This is a genomic window from Pedobacter zeaxanthinifaciens (assembly GCF_003313335.1).
GTDB lineage: Bacteria > Bacteroidota > Bacteroidia > Sphingobacteriales > Sphingobacteriaceae > Pedobacter > Pedobacter zeaxanthinifaciens.
Window position 1 is genome coordinate 131,549 of the sequence record NZ_QMHP01000008.1, and the last position, 21,460, is coordinate 153,008.

The following is a 21,460-nucleotide window of genomic DNA, read 5'->3' on the forward strand; positions in this document are numbered from 1 at the left end:
TTGGTAGTTAATATTTAGATGCTAGCGCACCGAATACTTACTTTACTCAACTCGATTTTATTTTTCTTGTAATTTTAGAAGCTAAGCATCGTTTTTTAGCTTCAACTTCTTGTTTTTTCTGGGTTTAATTCCCTTCACTCCAGTTAAACCTGTCGGAAGGAGAATATTTCCACGGAGCGCCATTGTTTTCTACATTGCCTAGCATCGCGTTTATACTAGCTGGCGCTACAGATTCTTCCATCACAGCGTATCTTCTTAACTCGGTAATGATGGACAAAGGATCAATATTTACCGGGCAAGCCTCCACACAAGCGTTACAGCTTGTGCAGGCCCAAATTTCTTCCCTGGTAATGTAATCGTCCAGTAGTGCTTTTCCATCTTGGTGCTCGGCGCCATGTTTATCGATGTTTTTCCCTACTTCTTCCATGCGGTCGCGGGTATCCATCATAATTTTACGGGGCGACAGCAACTTGCCGGTAATATTTGCCGGACAAACAGAAGTACATCTTCCGCATTCGGTACAGGTGTAGGCATTCAATAAATTTACCCAACTAAGGTCTTGAATATCCTTGGCTCCAAATCTTCCCGGAGCAGCATCTGCCGGCACAAAAGATGGATCAAGCATAGCTTTAACCTCATTGGTAACGCTATCCATATTACTAAACTGTCCTTTTGGTTTTAAATTGGAGAAGTAAGTGTTTGGAAAGGCCAATATGATGTGGAAATGTTTAGAGTAGGGTAGATAGTTAAGGAAAGCAAAAATGCCTGCAATGTGAAACCACCAGCAAAAACGCTCTATAAAAATCAAGGTGTCAATTTGGTTTGGCAATAGGTTTTGCAACCATGCGCTTACCGGGAAAGCACCAGCAGCGGTGTAATGTGAAGCGCCAAGCGATTGCAGTTTAGCATCTGCAGCATTCATCAGCAAGAAGGCGCTCATCAATAGTATTTCTGTAATTAAGATGTAGTTGGCATCTGATTTTGGCCAAGTCTTCATTTCTACCCCTGAAAAGCGTTTAAGCTTTAATACATTTCTTCTAATTAGAAATACAACGCAGGCCAACCAAACCCCAGCTGCTAATAGCTCGAAGCTGCCAATTAAGAAATTATACAATCCACCTAATCCGGAAAAAACACGGTGAGTGCCAAATATGCCATCAATTACAATTTCCAGTACTTCAATGTTGATGATTACAAAGCCTAGGTAAACTACCAAGTGCAATAAAAACGGCACAGGGCGCACAGCCATTTTGGTTTGACCAAAAGCTACTTTAAGCATCACCATCCAACGTTCCTGAGGCTTGTCGCTACGATTGGCGCTTTTACCTAACTTGATATTGCGGATAACCTTTTGAGCGTTGAAAGCAAAAAGCCCAACGCCAACTATGGTTAAAATGACGAATATTATTTGAGAAACCATAAATGATGTATTGTTATACTAACAACGAAGTTAAAATATTTAGGTTTAAAATATTTATTATGCAAGCATAATTTTTAAAATTTAGAATGGTTATGGATTAATTTCATTTTTTTATAAAAATTAATTGGTTGATTTAGAGTGTGAAGAGATGTTTTGTTGTTGCTGATTGATATTTTTTTGCAAAATAATTTTGTGTTTCAAAAAAAGGAACTACATTTGCATTCCCAAACGGAGGTGCCTTAGCTCAGTTGGTAGAGCAAAGGACTGAAAATCCTTGTGTCGCTGGTTCGATCCCGGCAGGCACCACTTCCCAAACCCCGAAGTAACTCTCGGGGTTTTTTTATTGCCTAAATTTTATTAGCGCTAACTGGCGAAAAGTTTCCCTAGGCCGTTGAATCGTTCAATAGCTAATGCCTTTATGTTAACAGTGCGGTCGGTTATGTAAGGCTTAACGCAACTATACCACATAGGATAAGTGCGCTGGCAATGATCCTTCTTTTGCCATCTGTTTCATTGAGTGCTTTTGAACCCATGAAAACCCCGATGAGTATGCTGGTTTCCCTTGCTGGAGCGATAATGGTAAGTGGGGCTAATTTTAGTGCTTCTAGCACTAAGATGTAGGCGGCAGGGCTAAGTGTGGCTATGGCCAATATGCTCCATTTGTGTTCAATCCAATCGCTTTTTATTTCTTCGGTTTTACCAATAAGCAAAGGGATTAGCAATACTGTGCTAAAGGCGTTGGAAGAAAACGTAAGTTGTAGAGGTGATAGCTGATAGTTTTTAATGGCAATGGCATCATTAAGCGTATACAGCGCAATAAATAATCCGGTTAGGCTTCCCCAAAAAATTCCAGCGTGTATCTTTTTATCCCCCTTTTTAAAGCTTAATCCGGTAATTACGAGTACGCCTGCAAGAATTAGCGCTAAACCTAGGGCTATATGATATCCAAATGTTTCCTTAAGCACTACTATAGCAGCCATTGAGGAGAGTAGCGGGCCAGAGCCACGAGCAAGAGGATAAACTACCGAGAGGTCGGCTTTTCGGTAACCTTTCTGCAAGATTAGAAAGTAGGCAATGTGCAGAATTGCGCTACTGAGCGAAAACCATAGCATGGGTTCAGAGAACTCGAATTGCTCGTTACTAGCGATGTGGTACACTAGCAATGGTAGGTAAACTACGGTGCTGCCAATGTACATCAGCCATACGAAAGGAGCCTTTCCGTTAGCTTTTTTAGAAATTAAATTCCAAACGGCATGCAAAACGGCGGCGCTTAATACTAAGAAAAGCACGTCGGGTGTCATATAGTAGCAAAATAATCAAAATTGCTAGCATTTGATTTGATTTTCTTGATCAAAGGTCATTTGAAAGATAACAGCGGTATTTACTATAAAAACGCTGTTGCTTGTCTTGGATTTAATTTCCGATTGGTCTATTCGAAGTGCGACAAAACCCTTTGTCCTTATGGTCTGAAAAAAGAAATGGAGATACAACCGAAGTCATATCCCCATCATCTAAATTAACGCTCTCGCAACAAAGGTAATCAACATGATGTAATTTGCAATAGAGGATTGGTAATTTTATCTTAATGAGGTGAATCCGGATGCCAAGTTCGGTATTCTTTGGAGTGCTAAATAATAATACTTTCTACAGTATGATTATCTGGGGCATCTTTAGTGTCGGCGGTATTTTTATTGACTTGCAGTAGATTAAATATCTTTTTATGATTTGTAAGGAAATGTGATATATTTGAGATAATAGAATAACGAGATAAATTTTTGTCTTTAAACAACGAAATGTTGGATATGCGAAGTTGTTTCCATTTTAAGTTTTAAAAACCTAGTTAACAGCAACTTCATTGCCAGATAAAACTAAATATTGTGGAAATTAAATATTTAAGTTATTTAAAAGATAACCCTGTAGAGAAAGGAGTTACCAGAGATTGGAAAAATCAACCTATTCCGCTTACTGAAATTGAGCAATTAGAGGCATTATACAATAATAATACTCCTTTTCCCAAAGCATTGAGGGAACTACTTTTTTTAACAGGAAATTCCTGTTATTTGCTTGATTTTGCAATTTTTAATCAACAACAAATGCAGGAACATGTTCGTAAATATTTGAATTATGGTAATAAAACAATTACCAGACCTTTTTATGCAATTGATGTATACCATGCCAGTGACCAAATGCTATTTGTATATCTAGACCAAGGCGATGATCCAATAGTATGGAATGCTTTGTATGAATACCCTATTGATAAATGGTTAGAACCGACAGGACTAAAAATCTCTGAGTTCATTACGAGTAGGATAAATAGCGTTAAGAAAGGCATGAATCCCTTCTAAATAGCAATTTAGCCATTTGGTAAGACTTGTGCGGGCGAAGGCGTGTGCTTTTGGGTATCGAATTTGAAATCACTGTAAATGGAGTGGCTTATCCGTTTTTTGAAGAGGAATTTCCTCATCACGTATCGGCATATAAAGAGCAATTCAAAGCAAACCGTTAACTGCAAGCTTAACCAACTTATTTTACGACAGATATTGGAATTGTAGGATTTATTTTAATTATGGCAAACTTTGCTTTTTTGTCAAGATTTTTACCACACAATTTTCATTAAAATTTAAAATCAGCTGATAAAGCGTTAAGTTTATATTTTGTAACTGATTTCAACAAAATGCAACAAACAGCTAACCAAGAGGTGTTAAGCTCAAGAGTTATTGAGGCGCCAGTAAATGTGGTGTACGATTTTTTTGCTAAACCAGCGCTACTAAAAACTTGGTGGGGTCCGGAAGGTTTTACCAATACCATTCATGAATTTGATTTGAAGCCCGGCGGTAAGTGGATCTTAACGATGCATGGTCCGGAGAAAGGTAATTACGAAAACTCCGCTGTTTTTACACAGGTAGTTCCTCAACGGCTGGTTGCGTGGACGAGGCTTTCGCAGCCACTTTTTGATATGGAAGTTGGTTTTGAAGAGTTGGGCAATGATCAAACACGTATCTCATTCAAGATGATTTTTGCTAGCGTAGAGGAGTGCGAGAAAATGCGAAAGTTTGTAGCACCTAAAAACGAAGAGAATTTTGATCGGCTTCAACGTGCAATTCAGGAGGGCGGCCAGCTTTAGCGTTTGTTGCATCGTTTTAAATTTCTACCGCCCATATTTATTGCCGCAAATAACTTACAAATGGAATTTTCCCCTTTTAATCCGATAGTTAAATTGTGCCTACAAGGCATGGAAATGGAACAGCAAGGCGAACTTGAAAAAGCGAAAGATTTTTTCACACAAGCTTGGAACGAAGCTGCCGCTGATTTCGAGAAGTTTTTAGCAGCCCATTATTTAGCTCGTTTGACGCAGCAGGATCCTGAAAAACTGAATTGGCTTAAACAAGCATTGCATTATGCCTTAAATGTAGCTGATGTTGCTGTTAAAAGTGCCTTGCCATCTTTGTACTTGAACTTAAGCAAATGTCATCAAGCATTGAAAAATGAAGTTAAGGCTCAGCACTTTGCAGCGTTGGCCAGTCAACATCAAAACAAACCCTCTGATCAAGGTCCTTTCTATCACGGTACAAAGGCAGATTTGAAAGTGGGAGATTTGTTGACCCCGGGAGGAAATTCCAATTACCAGCAGTCGCTGAAAATGAACCATATTTACTTTACGGCGATGGCTAATGGAGCGGGTTTGGCCGCCGCCTTAGCTAAAGGTGATGGCGTAGAACGAGTGTATGTGGTAGAGCCAACGGGGGATTTTGAAAATGATCCTAACCTCACAAATCAAAAATTTCCTGGAAACCCAACGCGTTCTTACCGTTCTGCAGCGCCACTTCGTATTGTTGGAGAGGTAGCCGATTGGGAAAGGCAAGCTCCGGAAGTGATTCAAAAATTTCGTGAAAGGGTAGAAAATAACCAAGGGGAAATTATCAATTGACGTAAATGAACCGAAACTTAACCATTGCCGCTCGACTTAGCGAGGTGTTGCTGGATGGTACTTGGATTGCCAATACCAATTTTAAAATGCAGCTACAGGATTTGAACTGTTTGCAGGCCACTCAAAAATTAGGAAGCTTAAACACCATCGCTATGCTAACTTTTCACATCAATTATTACCTGAAAGGATTGTTGCGAGCATTTGAAACAGGTAAGCTGGAAATTAGCGATCAATATAGTTTTGACATGCCCCAAATTAACTCAGCAAATGATTGGGACGAGTTGAGAGCTGAATTTTTACATCATGCAGCACAGTTTGTTTGGAAAGTAGAACAATTGGAAGACGACGTTTTTGATCAACCTTTTATAGATGAGAAGTATGGCACTTGGCTTAGAAATATTGAAGGGGTAATTGAACATTGCTATTATCACTTAGGGCAAATTTCTTTGATTAAAAAGTTAATTGTTGGGACTTAGTTGGTAATCAATAAGAATAACACTTCAGCGGTAAAATTCGCTTATGCTATATTTTAAACGTTAACCTAACTTAATTCTAGCCAGTACCATGTAAGTTATGGATGCAACTTGGCATAAATCCATTGCCCAAATGAATAGCCATTTTGATAAATTCCTATAGCGATAAAAATGATGATGATGGGTAAAAGGATTTTGAACCAATTCGATTGCATTAATTCTTCTCTGTTCATGGTTGAGTTAGTTTAGCTTGTCATTAGAACGAAAACATATGGGATTTGTTACAGGCCCTTTTCTTTAAAGGTTGTTTTTATGTATAAATAACACTAAGCTGTTATATAATTCGCCGCTTTCTTTTATCTTTAGGCGATTTTATCAAACCAGTCCGTATTTGGACATTTTATTCGTACATCATAAATAAAAAAACATGTCAAATTCATCAAAAATTATCTATACTAAAACAGATGAGGCTCCATTGTTGGCAACCTATTCATTTTTACCCATCGTTCAGGCTTTTACGGCATCAGCGGGTATTGATGTTGAAACAAGGGATATCTCCTTAGCTGGAAGGATTTTAGCTAACTTTCCTGAGTTTTTAAAAGATGATCAAAAAATTGGAGATGCATTGACAGAGCTTGGTCAATTGGCAACTACACCGGAGGCTAATATCATCAAGTTACCAAATATTTCTGCATCTATTCCACAATTAAAAGGCGCTATTGCCGAGTTGCAATCACAAGGTTTTGCATTGCCTAACTATCCGGAAGATGCTCAAACTGAAGAAGAAAAAGCAATCAAGGCAAAATATGCAAAGGTTTTAGGTTCTGCTGTAAATCCAGTGTTGCGTGAGGGTAACTCTGATCGTAGAGCACCTAAAGCGGTAAAAAATTATGCAAAAGCTAATCCACATTCCATGGGGGCTTGGTCTTCAGATTCCAAAACCAAAGTGGCTAGCATGAGCGAAGGTGATTTTTATGGTTCAGAAAAATCTACTACTGTTGAGAACGATACGCAATTCAAAATCGAATTTGTAGATGCTGCTGGAGCAGTTACTGAATTGAAGGGCTTAGCTAAGCTAAAAGCTGGCGAAGTGATCGATAGTTCGGTAATGAGTCTTTCTAAATTAAAGGCTTTCGTTGCCGAGGCGATTAAAGAAGCTAAAGCTGATGGCGTATTGCTTTCTGCCCACTTAAAAGCTACCATGATGAAGGTTTCAGATCCTATCATTTTTGGTGCCATTGTGGAAGTTTATTTTGCCGATGTTTTCGAAAAATACGCTGAGCTTTTCAAAAATTTAGGTGTTGATACACGTAATGGTTTAGGCGATGTGTACGCTAAAATTGCTGGCAATGCACAGGAAGCAGAAGTAAAAGCGGCTATTGATGCAGCAATTGCAAACGGCCCAGCTTTAGCGATGGTAAACTCTGATAAAGGCATTACCAATTTACACGTTCCTTCGGATGTAATTGTAGATGCATCTATGCCTGCAATGATCCGTACATCGGGCCAAATGTGGAACAAAGAAGGTAAACAGCAAGATACTTTAGCTATAATTCCTGATAGAAACTATGCAGGTGTTTACTCGGCAACAATTGACGATTGTAAAAAGCATGGTGCTTTTGATCCAACCACCATGGGCTCAGTTCCTAATGTGGGCTTAATGGCTCAAAAAGCAGAGGAATATGGTTCTCATGATAAAACTTTCCAAGCTTCGGCTAGTGGAACTATCCGTGTAACTGATGCTGCCGGAAATGTTGTCTTCGAGCAGCAAGTAGAAAAAGGTGATATTTTCCGTATGTGCCAAACTAAGGATGCGCCAATTCAAGATTGGGTAAAATTAGCAGTAAACAGAGCCCGTTTGTCAAATACGCCTGCTGTGTTCTGGTTAGATGAAAACAGAGCACATGATGCTGAAATCATTAAAAAAGTAAATAAATATTTGCCAAACTTTGATACTAACGGGTTAGATCTTCGCATTTTATCTCCAATTGAAGCTACTAAATTTACCTTGGAGCGTATCCGTAAAGGTGAAGATACCATTTCAGTAACTGGTAACGTATTGCGTGATTACCTAACGGATTTATTCCCGATTTTAGAATTAGGTACTTCCGCAAAAATGTTATCTATTGTTCCTTTAATGAATGGCGGCGGTTTGTTCGAAACTGGAGCTGGAGGTTCGGCTCCTAAACACGTAGAGCAGTTTGTTCAAGAGGGTTACTTGCGTTGGGATTCATTAGGAGAATTCTTGGCGTTACAAGCATCGTTAGAGCACTTGGCTCAAACGCAAAATAATGCAAAAGCTCAAGTATTGGCTGATGCTTTGGATGAGGCTAACGCTAAATTTTTAGCTACTGATAAATCTCCAGGTAGAAAATTAGGTACCATTGACAACCGTGGTTCACATTATTATTTGGCTTTGTACTGGGCAGAAGCTTTGGCAGCTCAAACTGAAGATGCTGAGTTGAAAGCTAAATTTGAACCTTTGGCAAAAGCGTTGGCAGAAAGCGAATCTAAAATTACTGCTGAGCTAATTGAAGCACAAGGTAAAGCGCAAAACATTGGTGGTTACTATAATCCAAATGATGAATTGGCTTCTAAAGCAATGCGCCCAAGTGAAACGTTAAATAATGCTTTGGCAAGTTTGTAAGTAGTATTTATTAGATACGAATATAGAAATCCCTCGATGGTTTTATCGAGGGATTTTTTGTTGGAATTATATTCGTCATTGCGTTAAAAATTAGTAAACCGCAAAGGGCACAAAGTGCGCCAAGTTTCCGCAAAGAACAGGTTGAGGTTATAGCTCAAAGTAAGATTTTGGACTTACGCTTTAATACTACCTCTCTGAGCTATGGGAAGTAGGCAGTTACTTATTATAATTTACTCCTCTTAAGCTTCTGCCAATTCTTTTACCTTTTGCAGCGCTTTAGGCCAAGTTTCCTCAAAATAGGATTTATACTCCTGTGTGCTATCCATTTCTACACTTAAAATTGATTTGCCTTCCAATGTGCTCAATTTGTAATTTTCATGTGCTCCATTCCACTTTTTCACCTCTTCACTTTCCAAGTCTTCAACACCGTTATTGTAAAAGCCCAAATGTTTGATAGACAGGTATTCGTTGGTGATGTGATCCGCAATTTCAGAAACCATTCCGTTGCCTTCAGTATTTAAAAACAAAGCTTTACTGCCTTTTTGCCAATCGGTTACCGCTCTTGAGCCTTCTGCAAATACGCTAGTCCATTGAGGATAGCTTTTTTCTCCGAAAAGAATATCCCAAACTTTTTCTTTACTGGCATTAATTTCGGTTTTGAAATACAATTTTTCCATAGTGTTAAATTTAAGTGCAACAATTAAATATCGCCGCTGCTTGAAGTAATTTACAGAGGAATACTTGAATATCAATGAGATGATTCAATTTTTTTTATAACGGTTAATATTTGAATTTGCTAAAGTCCATAAATAACACGTTCCATTTGTGACCATTTAGGTCGGTAAAACCACCTCCATACATCCAACCATCTTTTTCGCCACCTTTTGCATAAATGGTAGCTCCAGCTGCTGCGGCACTATCTAAAATTTCATCAACTTCATTTCTACTTTCGGCATCAATGGAAATTAGGCAGGAAGTAGCATTATCTAATTCGGCGATTTTAAAATTAGTGAAGCTTTTAAACACCTCAGTCGTAAAAAAATTCACAATGAAATCTTTTTGACCGATTTTGAATGATACCATTGTATCGCTTTGCGGCGCATTAGTATTAACGGTAAAACCAATCTTTTTGAAAAAATCGGTGGTGGTTTTAATGTTATTTACCGGCAGGTTTAGCCAAATTTCTTTAGTCATGCTTTAAATTTTTAAGTCGATAGTTCAAAAATCCGAATATTAACCTACTAAAAACAGGGCGAAATACGACAATATGCAGGGGCATTTGACCGTGTTGTTTGGCGACGTTAGATTGTGTAACTTAGCTCAACGCCAATAAGCTCATGAAGAAACTTTACTTGTTCTCGGTTTTGGTATTTGTTTTATTTGCTTTTGATAATGCAGATAAACCTTCCAAACAATCGAAATTTACGCTTCCCAAAGGAATTAATGCCGCCGATTATCTTCCAAATACTGTAATTGTTAAGTACAAAACCGGTACCAAGCTCAACTCACTTACTGAAAGTGCATCAGCCGAACTTAAGGATGCTGGCATAAGTCTATCAGCATTGGAGCCAATATTTAAGCAAAACACCAATAATACTGAGGCCACTTCAAATGCCGATCTTCATTTTGAGAATTACTATGAAGCGAAGTATACGGGCAATACGCCCATAGAAAAGGTAATTAACGCTTTGTTACAAAATGATCAGGTTGCGTACGCCGAGCCAAGCTATGTGCACACTACTTGGTACACGCCAAATGATGCGGCCTATAGTGCACAGTTTTATCTGTCGCAAGTGAAAGCGCCTCAAGCTTGGGATGTTTTGAGAAATGCCTCAAGTGTAATTATAGGCATTGTTGATTCTGGATCTGAACTTACCCATCAAGATTTGGCAGCCAATATTTATTACAATACAGCCGATCCAGTTAATGGAATTGATGACGATGGGGACGGTTACATAGATAACTACGCAGGTTGGGATTTTTGTGGTGCTTCTGCTACTACAATGATTGGTGATAATGATCCTAATGTGAAAAGTGCAGCTGCCGACCACGGTGTGCATGTAAGCGGCATAGCAAGTGCGGTAACCAATAATGGTATAGGCGTGGCAAGCATTGCAACCAACGCTAAATTGCTTATTGTAAAAGCAGGTGCCGATGATAATGGTAGGTCAATTTATAAAGGCTACGAAGGGATTAAATACGCAGCCGATAAAGGAGCACAAATTATCAATTGTTCTTGGGGCGGCGAAGGTGGTGGTCAGTTTGGACAGGAAATGGTGAACTACGCCATTAGCAAAGGTTGTTTGGTAGTTGCGGCTGCGGGCAATTCTGGCAATGATATTCCAATTTACCCCGCTGCTTACGACGGTGTGTTGGCAGTAGCTAATTTAAACTCCAATGATATCAAAGGGTCGGCCTCTAATTATGGTACTTATGTTGATATTTCTGCTCCCGGCGAAGGGATTTACAATACGGTTTTCAATAATAACTATGCTTATTACTCGGGCACATCAATGGCAGCGCCGCTGGTTGCTAGTGCAGCGGCATTGTTGAAAGCTAAATACCCTAATTATACTGGTTTGCAAATTGGCGAATTGTTAAGGGCAACTTCCGACAATATCAATGCGCAAAATCCAAATTATGTGAATTTATTAGGCAAGGGAAGGTTAAATGTTTACAGGGCGCTCACTGAAAGTGCTGCGTCAGTACGCTATCAAAATATTGCCATTACAGATCAGAGTTTCGGTAATAGGGCACCAGGCACTGAAATTACAATGCAGTTCAGTTTGAAAAATCTGCTCGTTCCTGTTACGGGATTAAATGTAAATATTACTTGTAATAGTCGTTATGTTCAGGTGTTAGATCAAAATATCAATGTCGGTAATCTAAGTACTGCTGAACTAAAAAATAATGTTGGTCCGGTTAGGGTAAGGATACTGACTAATGCACCAGAAAATCACGAGGTATTATTTACGCTGAATTACACCGCCAATAATGGTAGTTATACCGATTTTGAAAGTTTTAAAACGGTAGTAGCACTCGATTACCTTAATGTTGCTGTAAATAAAGTGAGTACCACTTTAACTTCAAATGGTAGGGTGGGGTATAGCAAGGCTAATGCTACAGCTGGTTTGGGCTTTGTTTACAAAGATGAAAATATGCTGTATGAGGCTGCACTGCTAGTGGCTAAATCAAGTACTCAGGTAATGAATAATGCCAGGGCATCGTCCACTTCTAGTGAGGATTTTACACGTAATAAAACCGCCGCAATGTCCGTTTCTAACATCGCTGCTTTTGAAGGCACTAGTGTATTTACTGATGGGGCGGCTGCTAATCCAATTGGTTTAAAAATTACCTCAAGGGCTTTGGCTTTTAATAATAGTGGTGATGACAAGTATGTGATTATGGAATATGAGCTAATGAATGCCAGTGGTACCGATTTGCAAAATATTTATACCGGTTTATTTACAGATTGGGATTTGGATGAATCGTCAGCTAATGCTACAGCCTACGATGCCGCAACAAAAATGGCTTACGTTTACGCGAAAAAGAATACTTCCTATCCTTATGCAGGTGTGCGCTTACTAAATTTATCGGCGGCACCGGCTTATTATCCTTTGTCGTACCAATTGCCCAATAGTTTACTGGCGGATAATAGTTTTTCCATCGCTGAAAAATATCAAACACTATCGTCGGGAATACAATCTCCGGGACTAGGCTATGATACCGCAAACGGTTACGACGTAATGTTCACGCTGGGAAGTGGGCCGTATAATATACCCAAAGGCGGTTCTATTAAAGTAGCCTATGCCTTTTTAGCTGCCGACAATAAAAATGAACTGATTGCAGTAAGTGAAGCAGCAAAAACAAAGTATGATTTGGTAAACATTAAACCCGCTAGCGAATTGCCTAAAGATTATGCTTTGAAGCAGAATTACCCAAATGCAGCAGATAAATTTACCTACATTCCGGTGGATTTGCCTGAAAACACGGATGTGGAGTTAACCATTTACGATATTCAGGGCAAGAAGGTTGCAACAGTTGCTTCAGGTGCTTTTAGCGCTGGTGCCTACCGCTTTTACGTTGATTTAAGCAAAACTTCAAAAGGAACCTATGTGTATCGGTTAAATACCACGAAATTCAAGCAAAGCAAAAAAATGGTAGTGAGGTAGAGGGCAATAACAAATGATCAATAACCAATAGCCAATGACCAAGGACCAGTGAACTAATGACCAATAACCAATAAACCAATGACCAATGACCAGTGAACTAATGAACCAATGACCAATGAACCAATGCCCAATGAACCAACAACGAATGAACGAATGAACTAATTCCCGTTATTAAAACAAGCTCTACATCTAGGCTCATAGCTGTCCTTTTCGCCTAGTAGTACCCTAGCTTCGCTAGCTGCGGTACGGTAAGAATAAACAGCTGGACTGCCGCATTGCATACAAACCGCATTAACTTTCGTGACATGTTCGGCAATGGCCATTAAAGCGGGCATTGGGCCAAATGGTTTACCCAAGAAATCCATGTCTAAGCCGGCAATAATTACCCTAATTCCTTTTTTTGCTAAGGTGTTGCAAACTTCAGGCAGTCCATCGTCAAAAAACTGAGCTTCATCAATGCCCACCACTTGTGTATTGGCACCAAGTAGTAAAATAGCGGAAGAGTGGTCTACAGGCGTGGATTGGATGGAGTTGGAATCGTGTGAAACCACTGCGGTATCATCGTATCGAGTATCCGTTTTAGGTTTAAAAATCTCTACATTTAGCTTAGCAATCTGCGCCCTTTTAAGTCTTCTGATTAATTCTTCGGTTTTGCCTGAAAACATAGAGCCGCAAACTACTTCAATACTTCCACTAATTTCTCCCCGTCTAAAATTTTGTTCGCTAAATAACATTGTAAAGGTATTTTTAGCCAAACTTAGATAAATTTGCTTTGATATGCAATATCATCGGCTAGTGTATCAAAGTAATTTTCCGTTCTCTCCTCAACCATAAGAAGATATGATTATTAGAAGAAATATAACAGATTTTTATAGTATTTTTGGTTGAGTTTATTAACATAAAAAGCCAAAACTTTCGTTTAAAGAATGTGTTAAACTGTACATCAGGCAAATAATACATTCAAAAAATTTTTTCTTCGGAAGAAGTTTACTTAACGATTTAGAAATATAGCACAGATGAAACAAGAAGCTCTTTTCAAAAAACTAGGAAACATACTTGCCGAATTGAACGATCAATATCAGTTTTTGTCACAAAATCCGGAGCAATTGAGCGAGTTGGAATTAGAGCTATTTTTGGCTAACGCAAATTTCTTAGCAGATCATATCCAAATTATCAAGAAACTAAATTTAGCGCCACAAGTTTTGCCTCCTGTTTCATCTCCCCAAAATCAGTTAGCGATAGAAGAACCTTCTGTATCTGACGAATTAAGCGATGAGCTAAGAGATGTGCAGCAATTAGAAGCGATTACGTTTGCCAATACACAGGAACCAGAGGTAACGCCAATTGAATTGGTAGTTGAAGAAGAACCGGAGGTATTGAAACCAGCTCATGAGAAGGAAATTTTTAGGTTAGATGAAGAGCCTGCTCAAACTTTTGAGTTTATACTGAATTCGGATAGTTATTCGGAAGACGATAAATTTGATTTCGAAGAGAAAGGTGCTGATGAACTATTTGACAGGCCTTTAAGCGAAGAGGAAGAGTTGATTTTGGCGCAGAAACGCAAAGTGAAAGAGAACTTAATCAGAAATCCGGAGGAGCTAGAAGAAGATGAGATAGGCCCTGAGCCGTTCTTGGTACATAAAGAGGAGGAACTGCCTGCTGCTGCCCCTGTAGTTGAAGAACCTATGGTTTTGGAGGCACCTAAGCCAGTGGTTGAGGTTCATCAGGCAGTAGTTCCGGTAGCTAAAGTTGAAGAAACTACCGCTAAACCTACACTAAATGATATTTTGGCAGGAAGAAATACAAGCACCCGTTTGAACGAAACTTCTGGCAATGTAGTTACTGATTTAAAGGCAGCTATCAATTTAAACGATAAGTTATTATACATTAAAGATTTGTTCAATGGTTATAACTTAGCTTACGCGGAGGCTATTGATATCGCCAATAAAATGCCAAACTTTGATGCCGCGGATAACTTCTTCCAAAAAAACTACGCCGTTAAAAACAATTGGGCTGAAAAGCAAGCCACGGTTGATAAGTTTTATTTGTTGCTGAACAGAAGATTTAAAGATTAGCTTTGGTATAGGTATTACAGGTACTTGAAGTTGGTAATAGGCTAGATATTCGTCTAAGACGATTTTTACCGAATACTGTCCACTAATTACTAATTACTAATCCCTAGCTCCTAACCACCATTTAAATAAATCCCATCCTATTTGAATCCAATTTCAAGAAGATAAATAGGAGTATGGTGAAGCTCCATAATGATGATCCTCCATAACTGATAAATGGTAATGGAATACCGATAACAGGCATAATTCCAATCGTCATCCCCACGTTGATAAACACGTGAAAAAATAAGATGCAGGCAATACTGTAGCCGTACACCCTTGAGAAAGCGGATCGCTGTCGTTCGGCCATATTGATGATCCGTAAAAGTAGGAAGCAGTAAAGGCCAATCACCACAAAACAACCAATAAAACCCCATTCTTCGCCAATGGTAGAAAAAATAAAATCGGTGCTTTGGGCAGGCACATAACCAAATTTTGTTTGTGTACCCTCTAAAAATCCACGGCCGGTAAGTTGTCCAGCACCAATGGCAATTTTAGATTGTCTTACATTATATCCCGCACCTCTATTATCTGTAGTAAGTCCCAAAATTAGCTCGATACGTGTACGCTGGTGCGGTTTCAATACGTTTTCAAAAACAAACTTAGCTACAAATAAATAGGCAATTGCGGCTATGGTAATAATGCCAATGTTCACCACTCTTCTTATCTTTTTTCTTGCATTGTAGGCAAATAGCGCTCCTATCGCCAAAATGGCAAAAATGAGCATTGCTGGAGCAACAAAAAGATTTAAGATGAACAACAAAACTGCTCCCCAAAAAATAATCAAAAGGTTGCCGGGCAAGCCCTCGCGGTATAGCGGGAACATGAAAGATAAAAAGACCAACATTGATCCGGCATCTGGCTGCAGCATAATTAAAGCCATTGGTAAAATGATGATTGCCGCACAAATGAGAATCGGTTTTAAGGTATTGAGCTTTACGTTAAACGAGCTGATGTACCGAGCCAGTAAAAGTGCAGTTCCGAATTTGGCGAATTCTGAGGGCTGCAACCTAAATGAACCAATGGGAATCCATGCCTGGTTACCACCCACGTTTCTTCCCACAACCAGTACTGCCATGAGCATGATGATGGTAATTCCATACACGATGGGCGCAAATACACTGAAAAACTTTGCATCTAACAATAAAATAGATAAACCCAAAATCAAAGCCGATATAACGAAAATCAATTGCTTTCCATACTCATCGCTAAAGTTAAATGCCGTTGAAGTGTCCGGATCAAAACGTACCGAAAAGATATTTACGAAGCCAATGGCGCAAAGGGCCATATAAATCAATATGGTGATCCAATCAACGTTAAAAAAGAATCGGCTATTTTGCTGTTGCATTTTTTCTCGGTAATATGGCGTTCTGATTCAATTGTTTTGCTGGCACTGGCTTAATTGGAGCCTTTTGCTTCGTAGTGTCTACTTTACTGCTATCTACCTTTAATTTTAATTTGGTGGGTAATTTATCTTTTAAAACTGGAAGTAAATTATCTGCTTTATATTGTTCAACAGTAGCACCATTAATTCGTCTTCCTTTTAAACTGTCAGTTAAGTATTTTTCGGTTATAAAACTAGCTATTGGAGCTGCATAAGCACCACCATAACCGCCATTCTCTACAATCACAGCAATTGCTATCTTAGGATTTTCGCGTGGAGCAAAGCCGATAAAAACAGAATGGTTTTTACCATGTACGTTTTGTACCGTTCCTGTTTTACCACACATTAATACGCCGGGTATACGAGATTCAGTTGCCGTACCAATAGAGGTATTAACCGCATCCTGCATCCCATCAATAACGGGTTCAAAATATTTAGCATCAATACCCACATAGTGCTTTTCTTTGTATTTATTGTCGATGTGTTTATCGTTACCAATACCTTTAACTAGATGCGGTTTAACGTAGTAACCCCTGTTAGCTATAATGGCCATAATGTTTGCCATTTGTAGTGGTGTGGTGGTAACCTCGCCCTGTCCAATGCCCACCGACAAAATAGTAGTGTAGCCCCAATATTTACTGTAGCGCTTGGTGTAATCGTCGGCAGTGAATAATTTGTAGGCACTTTCGCCAGGAAAGTCAATTCCCAAAGTATCACCTATGCCAAACTTGCGGACTTTTTCCTGCCATTCATCGTAAGCTTTATGCTGATTTTGACTTTTCAACCCCTTCTTCACCATCATTTTGGCAAAAATAGTCCAGAAATAAGTGTTGCATGACCTAGCTATGCCTTTCCGCAGGGCGATATTTCCATCTACGTGTTCACATTTAAATCTCCTATTTCCAGCTTGGTAATAACCTGGGCAATTGAAGGTAGTATTTGGATCAATAACTCCATCTTGTAGGGCAATTAAAGCATCCAAAGGTTTAAATGCCGAACCGGGCGAGTAACGTCCTTTGATAGGGCGAACGAATAGCGGCCGGTAAGGGTTACTTGAAATTTGCTGATAGTTTTTCCCCGTTTCGCGGCCTACCATTTTATTGGGGTCATAACCTGGGCTGCTTACAAACGCCAAAATTTCGCCAGTGCTGGGCTCAATGGCAACAATACTTCCCAATTTATTGGCTAATAGTTGTTCGCCCAATTTTTGCAATTCTACATCAATTGTAGTGGTAAGTTGTTCACCTGCAACGGCTAGGGAATCAAAGCGGCCTTCGGCATAACTGCCCTGGGCAACGTTATGTACGTTGTATAAAATTCGTTTAATTCCTTTTTGACCTCTCAAATCAACTTCATATTGTTTTTCCAAGCCAGATTTTCCAATATAATCACCGGGACGGTAGTAACCTTGGTACTTTTCAATTTCACGTTGATTAACCTCTTTGATATAGCCCAAAAGCTGGCCGCTAATGCTATCTGGATAGTACCTGATTGTTCTCTTTTGTACATCAAAACCCTTATAATTAGCCATTCGCTCTTGTAGGGTAGCATAAGTTTCTACGGAAAGCAACTTTTGAAAAATCGATGCCTGATATCGGGAATAAACCTTTGCTTTTCTAAATTTCTCCCTAAATTCAGTCATATCAATGCCGATAATGCGGCAAAGTGAAAGGGTGTCAAATGGCTTCACCTCATTTGGCGTTACCATTAAGTCGTAGGTGGGTTGGTTTTGAGCCAAAACTTTACCGTTACGATCTACAATTACGCCTCGGGCGGGGTAAATGAACTGTTTTTTTAAAGCATTGTTGTTAGCATCCAAAAAATATTTATCACTGGCAACTTGGATATAAAATAGCCTGCCCAGCAGTATTAGTGCCAGCAAAACAAACAGTCCCTGAATGATATATTTTCTGTTAAACAGTTGATCCATTTATGCCGATTTTCTATTATGGAAAATAAACTCCACAAGTATTACAGTAAATAGCGTAAAAACAACACTTAATAAAGTTCTACCCAAGGTATAGCTCCACGAGCTTATTTTAAAAGCTTCAAGGAAAAATAAAATTAAGTGATGCGCAAAAATACACAATACTGCATACAAAGAAAACCATCTGAGCCCCATGTTACCTAAAGTAGGTTCCGGTTCATCAATGGAATCACGGTTTAAACTAATCGAGATAAATATGGTACGAACAAAAGCTAAGGCCACACATGCACTGGTGTGTACGCCTAAGGTATCATAAAACGCATCTAGCGTGATGCCCGTCATAAATGCAATGAGGTAGAGAAGTAGATTAGGCGTTCGGAAAGGTAACAACAAAATCACCAACACGTAGATAAAAGGGGTTGATAGATTATAGAAAGCCATGTTACGCAGTAGGAAGATTTGAATGAATAGGAGCGCCATCCATCTCAATAAATTGACAATTATGGTTCTGCTGTTCATCGTTTTACCTCCTGTTGCAAAGCCTTAATTTCATTAGCCAACTTGTCTTTCACCACGTAAACATATTGTAACGTGCTAAAATTGTTAAATAACGAAATTTCTAAGGTCATAAAGTTATCACCTGTACTAACTCCTGTTTTAGTTACTTTACCAACTTCAATTCCTCTAGGAAAACCACTTGATCCTGAGGTAACGATGGTATCTCCAACGTTAACTTTATAATGATTTGGTATTTCTTTTACAAGTGCTTTACGGTAGTCAAAATTATTATCGCCCCAAACTAAGCTTCCAAATGCGTTATCTTTTTTAAGCACTACGCTAATAAAGGTTTCTTGGTTTAATAAAGGTCTAATGGTTGCAAAATTTTCCGACACGTTTTGTACGAAACCAACTACACCTTTTCCTGGAGATATCACCGCCATTTCTTTTTCAATACCATCTTTTAAACCTTTATTGATTGTAATGATATTGTTGGTGAGTGTTACCGAATTTTTAATCACTTTGGCAGCTATTAACGTGTATTGCACTTGGTTAATGCTGTCTTTAACCTTGATGAGTTTCGTACTGTCGACATTTAAAACGGCCATTAATTGCGTTTTTAATAGCGCATTTTCAGTAGCTAGGCTATCGTTTACTTGGCCCAAATTAAGGTAACGTTTAATAACGTTCAGTCGTTTATAGGCAGTGCCCACAACTTCGTTGGTAGAATTGAATACCGTGCTGCGTTGATAGGCGTTATTTCGTATGGCTAAAATAATACCTACAGTAAAAAATATAATGAAAAAGAAAAATGCGTTGTATCTGCTAAGAAAAATCCAAAGGTTACGCATTCTGATTTACGATTTTAGAGTTACGATTTACGATTAATTTACAACTTTTGATCTTTTTTGCGAATGGTAACTATCGAAGATACCATAATGGACAGTAATTCGTTTGCTTCTCGCCAATTTTCTTGGATAACTTGCTTTCTATCCGTGTTAAACTCTGCTAATAATTCGAGAAAGAACATCGTCTCATCTAGTTCTTCTTCAACAATTTTAAGTTTATTCAAAAAATCAGCTGTAGATTTAGCTCGGCAGGCGGCTCTATAGTTTGCACCAACAGAGCTCGAGCATCTTATCAACTGATTTGAATAATTCTTATTTATTACATTATGGGGAAGTTCGATTATTAATTTTGCAATTGATATCGAATATGCTTTAGTTCTTGCTTTTAAGGTTTCGCTATTCATCAATCGTAAATCTAATATCTACATTCGTAAATCCCCTTATTGCATTAAAAATTTAAAGTTGCCGATGTTTTTTAGCGCAATGCCAGTGCCGCGTACTACAGCACGTAAAGGATCTTCAGCAACGTGAACAGGCAATTTAGTTTTAGCTGCCACACGTTTATCTAATCCTCTTAATAAGGCACCGCCACCGGTTAAATAAATACCAGTTTGGTAAATATCTGCCGAAAGTTCAGGCGGTGTAATCTCTAAAGCTTTTAAAATAGCTTCTTCAATTTTTGAGATTGATTTATCCAAGCAATGTGCAATTTCAGTATATGAAACCGTAATTTGTTTAGGTACACCAGTCATCAAATCCCTTCCTTGTACCGCAAAATCAGCAGGTGGATCGCTTAATTCAGGCAACGCAGCACCAACTTCAATCTTAATCTTCTCTGCAGTACGGTCACCAATCATAATATTGTGCTGTCTGCGGATGTAGTTTACAATATCCGAGTCAAAGTTATCACCCGCTACACGAATAGATTGATCGCAAACAATACCCGAAAGTGCAATAACGGCAATCTCGGTAGTACCACCGCCAATATCAATAATCATGTTCCCCATAGGTTCTTCCACATCAATACCAATACCTACTGCAGCAGCCATTGGCTCATGGATCAAATAAACTTCTTTGGCTCCGGCAATTTCAGCGCTATCACGTACGGCACGTTTTTCAACTTCAGTAATACCTGATGGAATGCAAATTACCATTCTCAACGAAGGGAACATCCAGCCTTTGCCACCGTTCAGCATTCTAATCATGCCTTTAATCATGGCTTCAGCAGCGTTAAAATCTGCAATTACACCGTCTTTCAAAGGTCTAACAGTTCTAATGTTATCGTGGGTTTTACCTTCCATTTGCATGGCTTGGCGCCCTATGGCAATAATTTTATTCGTTTGTCTGTCGAAAGCAACAATTGAAGGCTCATCAACAACAACTTTATCGTTATGTATAATTAGGGTATTCGCAGTGCCAAGATCAATGGCAACTTCTTGCGTAAACCAGTTAAATAATCCCATGTAAAAGGTATGTTATCGTTTGTATTAACAAATATGTCTAATATCCTAAATGTAAAATTAGGTAAATTATTATATTAAGTGTGTTTTTTCTCCTTGAAAATCACAACCTGTAGGTTTTTTTAAAGTTAGTCCCGCTTTCCGCTGCAATCTTTTTGCTGGCTTCCTGCTGTCATTCCGAGTTCCGAGGAATCTATTTTTGGCATTGCTTGTCGATAGATCCTTCTCCCGAAACTTCGGGATCCGGATGACAGGTAAGCAAAAAGTATTTCCGCTTCAATCGGGTTTAATTAACTTAGGTCTTTGCTAAAAACTCACCACTTAACAATCGCTTTAAGATTGCCTCGTCGTTCCTTCTCGCAATGACGAGACGTTTAAGCCCTCTCTGCCTGTCGGCATCTCTCCCCGAGGGAGAGAAAAGCTTTTGGGTAAGGTTGTGCGCTTTAACTGACCCCTGATGCCTGACCCCTGATACCTAATCTCTTAAAAACTCACCACTTAACAATCGCTTTAAGATTGCTTCGTCGTTCCTCCTCGCAATGACGAGAGGTTTAAGCCCTCTCTGCCTGTCGGCATCTCTCCCTCGGGAGAG

Annotated in this window: 19 protein-coding genes and 1 tRNA gene; 8 read left to right on the plus strand and 12 right to left on the minus strand. The window is 39.0% G+C overall.

Features of this window, described 5'->3' with window-relative positions; all coding sequences use genetic code 11:
- Positions 1-124: 124 nt before the first annotated feature.
- Positions 125-1,420 carry a 4Fe-4S dicluster domain-containing protein gene (locus tag DUT68_RS13365; protein ID WP_113638714.1) on the minus strand — a complete coding sequence of 432 codons (1,296 nt, stop codon included), beginning with the start codon at positions 1,418-1,420 and terminating at the stop codon, positions 125-127.
- A 233-nt stretch (positions 1,421-1,653) separates the two neighbouring features.
- Between DUT68_RS13365 and DUT68_RS13370 the strand changes: the two genes are divergently transcribed.
- Positions 1,654-1,726, plus strand: a tRNA-Phe gene (locus DUT68_RS13370).
- 131 nt (positions 1,727-1,857) lie between these two features.
- On the opposite strand, the gene DUT68_RS13375 is transcribed toward DUT68_RS13370, so the two are convergent.
- On the minus strand, positions 1,858-2,721 hold the full coding sequence (locus DUT68_RS13375; RefSeq protein ID WP_113638715.1) for a DMT family transporter: 864 nt from the start codon (positions 2,719-2,721) through the stop codon (positions 1,858-1,860).
- 576 nt (positions 2,722-3,297) lie between these two features.
- Between DUT68_RS13375 and DUT68_RS13380 the strand changes: the two genes are divergently transcribed.
- From DUT68_RS13380 to DUT68_RS13395, 4 genes are all read left to right on the plus strand, one after another.
- A complete protein-coding gene (locus DUT68_RS13380) occupies positions 3,298-3,765 on the plus strand; it encodes a hypothetical protein (protein WP_113638716.1) in 468 nt (155 codons plus the stop codon).
- Between the two features lie 329 nt (positions 3,766-4,094).
- Positions 4,095-4,544, plus strand: a complete 450-nt coding sequence (locus tag DUT68_RS13385) for an SRPBCC domain-containing protein (RefSeq protein ID WP_113638717.1) — start codon at positions 4,095-4,097, stop codon at positions 4,542-4,544.
- Between the two features lie 390 nt (positions 4,545-4,934).
- A complete protein-coding gene (arr, locus tag DUT68_RS18640) occupies positions 4,935-5,348 on the plus strand; it encodes an NAD(+)--rifampin ADP-ribosyltransferase (protein ID WP_306419626.1) in 414 nt (137 codons plus the stop codon).
- A gap of 5 nt (positions 5,349-5,353) precedes the next feature.
- Positions 5,354-5,824 (plus strand): DinB family protein, encoded by a 471-nt coding sequence (locus tag DUT68_RS13395; protein WP_113638719.1) that lies wholly within the window; start codon positions 5,354-5,356, stop codon positions 5,822-5,824.
- Positions 5,825-5,919: 95 nt separating this feature from the next.
- Here the strand turns inward: DUT68_RS13395 and DUT68_RS18610 are convergent, their stop codons facing one another.
- Positions 5,920-6,054, minus strand: a complete 135-nt coding sequence (locus DUT68_RS18610; protein ID WP_262510302.1) for a hypothetical protein — start codon at positions 6,052-6,054, stop codon at positions 5,920-5,922.
- 194 nt (positions 6,055-6,248) lie between these two features.
- Between DUT68_RS18610 and DUT68_RS13400 the strand changes: the two genes are divergently transcribed.
- A complete protein-coding gene (locus DUT68_RS13400) occupies positions 6,249-8,468 on the plus strand; it encodes an NADP-dependent isocitrate dehydrogenase (RefSeq protein WP_113638720.1) in 2,220 nt (739 codons plus the stop codon).
- A 239-nt stretch (positions 8,469-8,707) separates the two neighbouring features.
- Here the strand turns inward: DUT68_RS13400 and DUT68_RS13405 are convergent, their stop codons facing one another.
- Positions 8,708-9,145 (minus strand): SRPBCC family protein, encoded by a 438-nt coding sequence (locus DUT68_RS13405; RefSeq protein WP_113638721.1) that lies wholly within the window; start codon positions 9,143-9,145, stop codon positions 8,708-8,710.
- A 103-nt stretch (positions 9,146-9,248) separates the two neighbouring features.
- Positions 9,249-9,662 (minus strand): VOC family protein, encoded by a 414-nt coding sequence (locus tag DUT68_RS13410; RefSeq protein WP_113638722.1) that lies wholly within the window; start codon positions 9,660-9,662, stop codon positions 9,249-9,251.
- 143 nt (positions 9,663-9,805) lie between these two features.
- Here DUT68_RS13410 and DUT68_RS13415 point away from each other — a divergent pair, with 143 nt between their 5' ends.
- The gene (locus DUT68_RS13415; RefSeq protein ID WP_113638723.1) at positions 9,806-12,640 is read left to right on the plus strand and encodes a S8 family serine peptidase; all 2,835 of its coding nucleotides are present in this window, start codon (positions 9,806-9,808) and stop codon (positions 12,638-12,640) included.
- Positions 12,641-12,798: 158 nt separating this feature from the next.
- On the opposite strand, the gene DUT68_RS13425 is transcribed toward DUT68_RS13415, so the two are convergent.
- Positions 12,799-13,374, minus strand: a complete 576-nt coding sequence (locus DUT68_RS13425; RefSeq protein ID WP_113638725.1) for a thymidine kinase — start codon at positions 13,372-13,374, stop codon at positions 12,799-12,801.
- Positions 13,375-13,656: 282 nt separating this feature from the next.
- On the opposite strand from DUT68_RS13425, the gene DUT68_RS13430 reads away from it, so the two are divergent.
- Positions 13,657-14,715 carry a hypothetical protein gene (locus DUT68_RS13430; RefSeq protein WP_113638726.1) on the plus strand — a complete coding sequence of 353 codons (1,059 nt, stop codon included), beginning with the start codon at positions 13,657-13,659 and terminating at the stop codon, positions 14,713-14,715.
- Between the two features lie 121 nt (positions 14,716-14,836).
- On the opposite strand, the gene rodA is transcribed toward DUT68_RS13430, so the two are convergent.
- Genes rodA through DUT68_RS13460 form a run of 6 tightly spaced genes read right to left on the minus strand, consistent with a single transcriptional unit; the run spans position 14,837 to position 20,871 of the window.
- Positions 14,837-16,099, minus strand: coding sequence for a rod shape-determining protein RodA (gene rodA, locus DUT68_RS13435; protein WP_113638727.1), 1,263 nt, complete (start codon positions 16,097-16,099; stop codon positions 14,837-14,839).
- Positions 16,083-18,065, minus strand: a complete 1,983-nt coding sequence (gene mrdA / locus DUT68_RS13440) for a penicillin-binding protein 2 (RefSeq protein WP_113638728.1) — start codon at positions 18,063-18,065, stop codon at positions 16,083-16,085. Before mrdA ends, rodA begins: the two co-directional genes overlap by 17 nt.
- Positions 18,066-18,581 carry a rod shape-determining protein MreD gene (locus tag DUT68_RS13445; protein WP_113638729.1) on the minus strand — a complete coding sequence of 172 codons (516 nt, stop codon included), beginning with the start codon at positions 18,579-18,581 and terminating at the stop codon, positions 18,066-18,068. It abuts the gene before it with no gap.
- Entirely contained in the window at positions 18,578-19,411 is an 834-nt protein-coding gene (mreC, locus tag DUT68_RS13450) for a rod shape-determining protein MreC (RefSeq protein WP_113638730.1), read from the minus strand. Before mreC ends, DUT68_RS13445 begins: the two co-directional genes overlap by 4 nt.
- A 38-nt stretch (positions 19,412-19,449) precedes the next feature.
- The gene (locus tag DUT68_RS13455) at positions 19,450-19,812 is read right to left on the minus strand and encodes a four helix bundle protein (RefSeq protein ID WP_113638731.1); all 363 of its coding nucleotides are present in this window, start codon (positions 19,810-19,812) and stop codon (positions 19,450-19,452) included.
- A gap of 36 nt (positions 19,813-19,848) precedes the next feature.
- Positions 19,849-20,871 carry a rod shape-determining protein gene (locus tag DUT68_RS13460; protein WP_055132282.1) on the minus strand — a complete coding sequence of 341 codons (1,023 nt, stop codon included), beginning with the start codon at positions 20,869-20,871 and terminating at the stop codon, positions 19,849-19,851.
- Between the last annotated feature and the right edge of the window lie 589 nt (positions 20,872-21,460).